At 49.1% G+C, this 4451-nt stretch carries 6 protein-coding genes; 2 read left to right on the top strand and 4 right to left on the bottom strand.

Annotated elements, in window-relative coordinates; all coding sequences use genetic code 11:
- Positions 1-96 precede the first annotated feature (96 nt).
- Positions 97-2073, top strand: a complete 1977-nt coding sequence (locus GX419_04675) for an OmpA family protein (GenBank protein ID NLI23984.1) — start codon at positions 97-99, stop codon at positions 2071-2073.
- A 12-nt stretch (positions 2074-2085) separates the two neighbouring features.
- On the opposite strand, the gene GX419_04670 is transcribed toward GX419_04675, so the two are convergent.
- The 4 genes from GX419_04670 to GX419_04655 are packed head-to-tail and all read right to left on the bottom strand — an operon-like array spanning position 2086 to position 3657.
- Positions 2086-2691 (bottom strand): lysine exporter LysO family protein, encoded by a 606-nt coding sequence (locus GX419_04670; GenBank protein ID NLI23983.1) that lies wholly within the window; start codon positions 2689-2691, stop codon positions 2086-2088.
- Positions 2681-2950, bottom strand: coding sequence for a LysO family transporter (locus GX419_04665; GenBank protein NLI23982.1), 270 nt, complete (start codon positions 2948-2950; stop codon positions 2681-2683). The genes GX419_04670 and GX419_04665 overlap by 11 nt, the downstream gene beginning before the upstream one ends.
- A gap of 24 nt (positions 2951-2974) precedes the next feature.
- A complete protein-coding gene (locus GX419_04660; protein ID NLI23981.1) occupies positions 2975-3169 on the bottom strand; it encodes a CDGSH iron-sulfur domain-containing protein in 195 nt (64 codons plus the stop codon).
- A 23-nt stretch (positions 3170-3192) separates the two neighbouring features.
- Positions 3193-3657 (bottom strand): hypothetical protein, encoded by a 465-nt coding sequence (locus GX419_04655; GenBank protein ID NLI23980.1) that lies wholly within the window; start codon positions 3655-3657, stop codon positions 3193-3195.
- Positions 3658-3879: 222 nt separating this feature from the next.
- Here GX419_04655 and GX419_04650 point away from each other — a divergent pair.
- The coding region (locus GX419_04650; GenBank protein ID NLI23979.1) for a DUF4294 domain-containing protein at positions 3880-4451 on the top strand (572 nt) is incomplete at its 3' end.

Here is a 4451-nt window from a genome sequence, read left to right as displayed (position 1 = left end):
GACGGTACTTCTTCCCGTAGGGACAATCTTTGCATCATATTTTCGTTCCTTTCTAAGGGAAAAACTTTTACCTTTACCGTCAAACGATTTACCGGTATGAGAACCTTCCGTTTTGCAGGATTGATGATAGCACTTGCTGTTATTTCTGTATCCGTTCAGGGGCAGAAAAACAAGGCATTAAAAGCCTATGCCATGTTTGATGCCGGAGCCTATGCCGATGCCATCGACCAGTTCAAACAGGTGTACGATGTTATTCCTAAGGAGCAGAAGGCAGACGTATTGTTCTACATCGGCGAGTCGTACCGCCGCATCGATGACCCGAAAAATGCTGCGGTATGGTTTAAAAAGGCCATTGCGAAGAATTATTCCAATCCGGTGGTTTACCTGCGGTACGGACAGGTACTGAAGATGAATGAAAAGTACAGCGATGCACGGGATATGTTTCTCAAATACAAGTCGCTCAAACCCGATGACAAGGAGGTAGACGCGCTGATTACTTCCTGCGATCTGGCATTGGAATGGATGAACAATCCCGGCCCTTACCAGATTGAAAACATGAAGTACTTTAATTCGAAAAGCAGTGACTATTCGCCGGCATTTGCATCTGATGATTACAGAACGGTGTATTTTACTTCTTCGCGCGATGAAGCAATGGGCAACGAAAAGCACGGGACTACAGGACAGAGCTATGCCGATATTTTTGTGGTGCGCCAGGACAGGAAGGGAAAATGGAGCACACCGGTACCGCTGGGTGACCCGGTAAATACCGAGTTTGAGGAAGGAACCCCCTGCCTGACTTCTGACTACAATACCCTGTATTTTTCACGGTGCAAAACCGCAAAGAACAAATCGTACGGTTGCCAGATTTACTCCTGCCGGCGCAATGGGGATAGCTGGGGCAAGGCCGATCCCCTGTCGTTCGGAGGCGACAGCATGGTAATTGCCCATCCGGCCATCAGTCCTGATGAACTTACCCTGTATTTTGTTTCCGACATGCCAGGCGGTGTGGGTGGAAAGGACATCTGGATGGTGACCCGCAGCAGCAAAAGTGCTGAATGGGGCAAACCCGAAAACCTGGGGGAACCGGTCAATACCCCCGGCGATGAAATGTTTCCTTATGTGCATCCCGACGGAACCCTCTATTTTTCGTCCGACGGACATATCGGCATGGGCGGGCTCGACATCTTCAAAGCTGTGCATAAGGAAGACGGCTCCTGGACCATCGAAAACATGAAACCTCCTATCAATTCTCCGGCCGACGACTTCGGAATCGTGTTTCAGAAAGACGAAGAAAAAGGCTTCTTTTCTTCTTCCCGTGCAGGGAAAGGCGATGACAATATCTACGCTTTTGTCCTGCCTCCTCTGAAATTCAACCTTTACGGAACCGTGAAAGATGAAAAAACCGACCTTCCCCTGGCCAATGTTCTTATTAAATCCATCGGAAGCGACGGGGTGCAGATTGAAACCCGTTCGGCCAAAGACGGCACCTTCCGGTTTACCCTCAAACCCAATACCGATTATGTGTACCTTGCCTCCCTTGAAGGATACCTGAACGGCAAGGAGAGGGAATCGACAAAGGGTCTCACCAGGAGCCGGGATTTCCGGATGGTTATTTACCTTTCTTCGATTGAGAAGCCCATCGAACTGCCCAATATTTTTTATGACTTCAACAAGTGGGATCTGCGTCCCGAGTCGATGGTATCACTGGATGAGCTGGTGGAAACCCTGAACGATAACCCCAATGTGACAATCGAACTGATGTCGCACACCGATTCGCGGGGTACGGATGAGTTCAATATGGATCTGTCGCAGAAGCGGGCACAAAGCGTGGTGAATTACCTGATTGCAAAGGGTATTGCGCCTGACAGGCTTTCAGCCCGCGGTTACGGAGAATCCCAGCCAAAGACAGTCGACAAAAAACTGGCGGCCGAATATCCTTTCCTGAAGGAAGGGCAGGTACTTACGGAATCCTTTATCAATTCGCTTCCTTCCGACGAGCAGAAGGAAATCTGCCATCAGATCAACCGACGGACCGAGTTTAAGGTTCTGCGTACCGATTATGTGCCGCGTTAGCCATCGTGTTCCTCAGAAAATGGCATAGATAAGGCTGATCAGCAGGGGTGTCAGCATGGTGAGGATGATGCCGCTGATGAGGGCATAAAAAAGGTATTCTTTTCCTGCATATTTCATGATGACGGGCAGGGTGGTATCCATGGAAGTGGCTCCGCCGCTCAGGACAGGCGCCATAGTCCCGAACCATTTTACCAGCAGGGGAGCGGCCAGAAGGGTGGTGATTTCCCTGAAAATATTGGTAATTAAGGCAATAGCTCCTGCCGTTTTTCCTGATAACTCTCCAATCATGATGCTGCTGAGGCTGTAGTAGCCAAATCCGGCCCCTATGGCCAGCGAATCAGGCAGGGAAAGGGAGGGAAGCAAAAGACAGCCGACGGCAGCACCGCCCAGGCTTCCTGTTACAACCGCCAGCGGAACCAATACAACCGAAACCCGGATACTGCGCACCAGCATTCCCAGCCTGGGGTCTGCACCCAGAACAAATCCCACAAGAAAAATCAGCCCGAAAAGAATCCACTGGGTTACACCACTGCCTATCCATCCCGGGGGCAGAAAGTGGAAAAAACCTGCCAGTATGCCTCCGATGAAAAAACAGGTGATGATGAGACTATTTTTCATGGAAGAACGAACGAATGATTTTCCAGGCGGCAATGCTTCCTGCGATAGTAAACAGGGCGAGCAGTGCTCCCTGAAATCCGAGGGTTTTTATTTGGCCTGTAAATGCAGGGTCAGAGCCTATTTCTGAGCCCAGAAAAAACAGAAGGGCAAAGATGAAGAGCATCAGCAGACAGTCGGCGCCAAGCCTCAGCCGGCTTTGGGAGCGTAAAAGACGTCCGGTTACAATGCCGGCAACAAGTATGAGTGCAATCCACCACATTGGCTGCTGTACTGAACCTTTGTTTTATCCTCTGAATCCTGTTTTTTCATGGGACCCGTCGCAGAACGGCTTTTGGGAAGAATGTCCGCAACGGCAGAGGTAAACCTCTTTATCTGTTTCGATTTTGCTGCCGTCGGTGCCGGTGATTCGGAAGTGACCGGTTACCCTGAGGGGACCGTTTTTGATCAGATGAAATTCAGCCTGGGTCTTTTTTTCCATACAGCAGTTTTTTGTTTTTCTGGTTATTTATCTGACCGGAATCCTTTCAGCCGGTGGTTTCCGTCGCAGAATGGCATATTGTTGCTGTGTCCGCAGCGGCAAAAGGACGTGAAGCTATAGGCCTTGCGTTCCTTTCCGTCGGAATCGTACAAGGTAAAGCTGCCCTGTACCACAATCGGTCCGTCGCGCATGATCTGAATCAGCACCGGTTTTTCTTCGGGTTCACTGGCTCTGGCGGGAGCAGAGGCCTGCCGTTCTTTTTCCTTTTCAGGATCGTTCCATTGCCAGCTCAGGGCCTGGGTAGGGCATTTTTCAACCACTTCGATAATGCGTTCTGTCGGCGCGCCCTGCATGTTCACCCAGGGCCTTTTGCGGGGATTGAATACTTCGATAAGTTCCCGGTAGCAGGTGGTGGCATGAATGCATTTTGCAGGCTTCCAGAAAACCGTAATTTCCCCGTTCGTGTATGATCTGTCGTGTTTATCCATGCTGTAATATTAGCAATTTTTAAATTTTTCTGATACAACAATTTTTCCTGAGGGGATGTTTCAAAATTTCGTTTTTTAACATCCGGAGGAGAATTAAAAATAAATTTCTGTTATGAACCATTCAGGGTGGCTAATGCATCAGGAGCAAAGCGAACTAATGAATAGTGCTAACGCCTGCGATGAGTCTCTGATTCATCAACCTGTGGAACATTTATCGTATTTTTGCGTAGTATTCTGCTGACGGCAACCTCTGGTACATTGTTTGATGGTATGCAGGTGATGAGAAATTTTCTGATAGCGTTTCTGTTCTTTTTCCCCGTTACCCTATTCGGTCAGTCAACGGAGAAAAATGACTTCCTCGTTGTGCCGGGCAGGGTAACGGAGGGTGACACCGTATTGCTGGCTACCATTAAAGAAGTTTACATCTTCCCTAAACCGAAATTTTCCAGCAGGAAGGCCGAGTACCATTACTGGAAGCTGGTGCGGGACCTGAAAATTGTCTATCCCTACGCCCAGCTGGCAAAAGTAAAACTCGAGGAACTGAACCAGGAGTTTATGAAACTGCCCAATGACAGAGCAAGGAAAGAATACGCAAAACAGGTGGAAAAGCAGTTGCGGGTTGAGTACGAGGACCAGCTGAAGGCTCTGACGATCACCCAGGGGAAACTGCTCATCAAACTGATTGACAGGGAAACGGGAAAAACATCCTATACGCTGGTTAAGGAGCTGAGGGGTTCATTCCAGGCGGCATTCTGGCAGACAGTAGCCGTTATCTTCGGAAGCAGTCTTAAAGT

Source organism: Bacteroidales bacterium, from assembly GCA_012517825.1.
GTDB lineage: Bacteria > Bacteroidota > Bacteroidia > Bacteroidales > JAAYUG01 > JAAYUG01.
Note: the sequence above shows the minus strand (reverse complement) of the source record. Positions and strands in the feature narration are given on the sequence as shown.

Excerpts from the sequence above, each read along its gene's own strand:
- GX419_04665 (NLI23982.1), bottom strand. The coding sequence starts at position 2,950 with ATGTGGTGGATTGCACTCATACTTGTTGCCGGCATTGTAACCGGACGT.
- GX419_04670 (NLI23983.1), bottom strand. The coding sequence starts at position 2,691 with ATGAAAAATAGTCTCATCATCACCTGTTTTTTCATCGGAGGCATACTG.
- GX419_04655 (NLI23980.1), bottom strand. The coding sequence starts at position 3,657 with ATGGATAAACACGACAGATCATACACGAACGGGGAAATTACGGTTTTC.
- GX419_04675 (NLI23984.1), top strand. The coding sequence starts at position 97 with ATGAGAACCTTCCGTTTTGCAGGATTGATGATAGCACTTGCTGTTATT.
- GX419_04660 (NLI23981.1), bottom strand. The coding sequence starts at position 3,169 with ATGGAAAAAAAGACCCAGGCTGAATTTCATCTGATCAAAAACGGTCCC.